We start from the raw sequence: 3,181 nt of genomic DNA on the forward strand, positions 1-3,181 counted from the left end.
CCGCGGCGAGACACACCCGTTATAGGGTCAAGCGAACAAGTGCATGTGGTGGATGCCTTGGCGATCACAGGCGATGAAGGACGCGGTAGCCTGCGAAAAGCCCCGGGGAGCTGGCAAACAAGCTTTGATCCGGGGATGTCCGAATGGGGAAACCCACTCCGAATGGAGTATCCGTGACTGAATACATAGGTCACGTGAAGCGAACGCGGCGAACTGAAACATCTAAGTAGCCGCAGGAAAAGAAATCAACCGAGATTCCCAGAGTAGTGGCGAGCGAAATGGGATCAGCCTGCATTCTTTATCTGTACCGTTAGTCGAACGCTCTGGAAAGTGCGGCCATAGCAGGTGATAGCCCTGTAGACGAAAACGGAACGGAAGAACTAGGGATGCGACAAGTAGGGCGGGACACGTGAAATCCTGTCTGAAGATGGGGGGACCATCCTCCAAGGCTAAATACTCGTGATCGACCGATAGTGAACCAGTACCGTGAGGGAAAGGCGAAAAGAACCCCGGGAGGGGAGTGAAACAGATCCTGAAACCGCATGCATACAAACAGTCGGAGCCTCGCGAGGGGTGACGGCGTACCTTTTGTATAATGGGTCAGCGACTTACATTCAGTGGCAAGCTTAACCGAATAGGGCAGGCGTAGCGAAAGCGAGTCCGAACAGGGCGTCCAGTCGCTGGGTGTAGACCCGAAACCAGGTGATCTATCCATGGCCAGGTTGAAGGCACGGTAACACGTGCTGGAGGACCGAACCCACTAACGTTGAAAAGTTAGGGGATGAGCTGTGGATAGGGGTGAAAGGCTAAACAAACCTGGAAATAGCTGGTTCTCTCCGAAAACTATTTAGGTAGTGCCTCGTGTATCACCTTCGGGGGTAGAGCACTGTCATGGTTGATGGGTCCATTGCGGATTACGTCGCCATAGCAAACTCCGAATACCGAAGAGTGCAATCACGGGAGACAGACATCGGGTGCTAACGTCCGGTGTCAAGAGGGAAACAACCCAGACCGCCAGCTAAGGTCCCCAAATATGGCTAAGTGGGAAACGAAGTGGGAAGGCTAAAACAGTCAGGAGGTTGGCTTAGAAGCAGCCACCCTTTAAAGAAAGCGTAATAGCTCACTGATCGAGTCGTCCTGCGCGGAAGATGTAACGGGGCTAAGCCATATACCGAAGCTGCGGATGCACATTTATGTGCATGGTAGGAGAGCGTTCCGTAAGCCTGCGAAGGTGCACCGGAAGGTGTGCTGGAGGTATCGGAAGTGCGAATGCTGACATGAGTAGCGATAAAGGGGGTGAAAGGCCCCCTCGCCGTAAGCCCAAGGTTTCCTACGCAACGTTCATCGGCGTAGGGTGAGTCGGCCCCTAAGGCGAGGCAGAAATGCGTAGCTGATGGGAAGCAGGTCAATATTCCTGCACTAGTGTTGAATGCGATGGGGGGACGGATCGCGGAAGGTTGTCCGGGTGTTGGAAGTCCCGGTCGCTGCATTGGAGAAGGCGCTTTGGCAAATCCGGGCGCGCAATTCAAGGGTGTGGCGCGAGCTTCTTCGGAAGCGAAGCAACTGGAAGGGGTTCCAGGAAAAGCCTCTAAGCTTCAGTTCAACATTAACCGTACCGCAAACCGACACAGGTGGGCGAGATGAGTATTCTAAGGCGCTTGAGAGAACTCGGGAGAAGGAACTCGGCAAATTGGTACCGTAACTTCGGGATAAGGTACGCCCTGGTAGCTTGAGGAGCCTGCGCTCCGAGGGTGAAGGGGTTGCAATAAACTGGTGGCTGCGACTGTTTAATAAAAACACAGCACTCTGCAAACACGAAAGTGGACGTATAGGGTGTGACGCCTGCCCGGTGCCGGAAGATTAAATGATGGGGTGCAAGCTCTTGATTGAAGTCCCGGTAAACGGCGGCCGTAACTATAACGGTCCTAAGGTAGCGAAATTCCTTGTCGGGTAAGTTCCGACCTGCACGAATGGCGTAACGATGGCCACACTGTCTCCTCCCGAGACTCAGCGAAGTTGAAGTGTTTGTGATGATGCAATCTCCCCGCGGCTAGACGGAAAGACCCCATGAACCTTTACTGTAGCTTTGCATTGGACTTTGAACCGGTTTGTGTAGGATAGGTGGGAGGCTGTGAAGTGTGGACGCCAGTCTGCATGGAGCCGTCCTTGAAATACCACCCTGATCTGTTTGAGGTTCTAACCTTGGCCCGTGATCCGGGTCGGGGACAGTGCATGGTAGGCAGTTTGACTGGGGCGGTCTCCTCCCAAAGTGTAACGGAGGAGTACGAAGGTACGCTAGGTACGGTCGGAAATCGTGCTGATAGTGCAATGGCATAAGCGTGCTTGACTGCGAGACTGACAAGTCGAGCAGGTGCGAAAGCAGGTCATAGTGATCCGGTGGTTCTGTATGGAAGGGCCATCGCTCAACGGATAAAAGGTACTCTGGGGATAACAGGCTGATACCGCCCAAGAGTTCATATCGACGGCGGTGTTTGGCACCTCGATGTCGGCTCATCTCATCCTGGGGCTGTAGCCGGTCCCAAGGGTATGGCTGTTCGCCATTTAAAGAGGTACGTGAGCTGGGTTTAAAACGTCGTGAGACAGTTTGGTCCCTATCTGCCGTGGGCGCTGGAAGTTTGAGGGGGCCTGCTCCTAGTACGAGAGGACCGGAGTGGACGAACCTCTGGTGTACCGGTTGTCACGCCAGTGGCATTGCCGGGTAGCTATGTTCGGAAGAGATAACCGCTGAAAGCATCTAAGCGGGAAACTCGCCTCAAGATGAGACTTCCCCGGGGACTTGATCCCCTTGAAGGGTCGTTCGAGACCAGGACGTTGATAGGTCAGGTGTGGAAGCGCAGTAATGCGTTAAGCTAACTGATACTAATTGCCCGTAAGGCTTGATCCTATAACAGGTGTGTCTTGAGAACAGACGCACGGTTGAGAGATCGGTGTTGTGCCGGAAACAACACAACCCCAAGAAACAGCACCTCTTTACGCTTCTTCCCGATTGGCTGTGGCGCCAGGTTGACCCAAACCCGTGCGACGCAGCAACCCGTCATGCCTGATGACCATAGCGAGCTGGTCCCACCCCTTCCCATCCCGAACAGGACCGTGAAACAGCTCCACGCCGATGATAGTGCGGATTGCCCGTGTGAAAGTAGGTAATCGTCAGGCTCCTTAT

2 rRNA genes are annotated in these 3,181 nt (G+C 54.0%); both read left to right on the forward strand.

The features are described 5' to 3' along the window. The first annotated feature begins 25 nt into the window (after nucleotides 1-25). A 23S ribosomal RNA gene (locus PWP93_RS37245) occupies nucleotides 26-2,905 on the forward strand. Nucleotides 2,906-3,060: 155 nt separating this feature from the next. After that, nucleotides 3,061-3,174: ribosomal RNA gene (rrf, locus tag PWP93_RS37250) — 5S ribosomal RNA — on the forward strand. Nucleotides 3,175-3,181: the final 7 nt, after the last annotated feature.

It is taken from the genome of Paraburkholderia sp. A1RI-2L (genome assembly GCF_048957375.1).
Classification (GTDB): domain Bacteria; phylum Pseudomonadota; class Gammaproteobacteria; order Burkholderiales; family Burkholderiaceae; genus Paraburkholderia.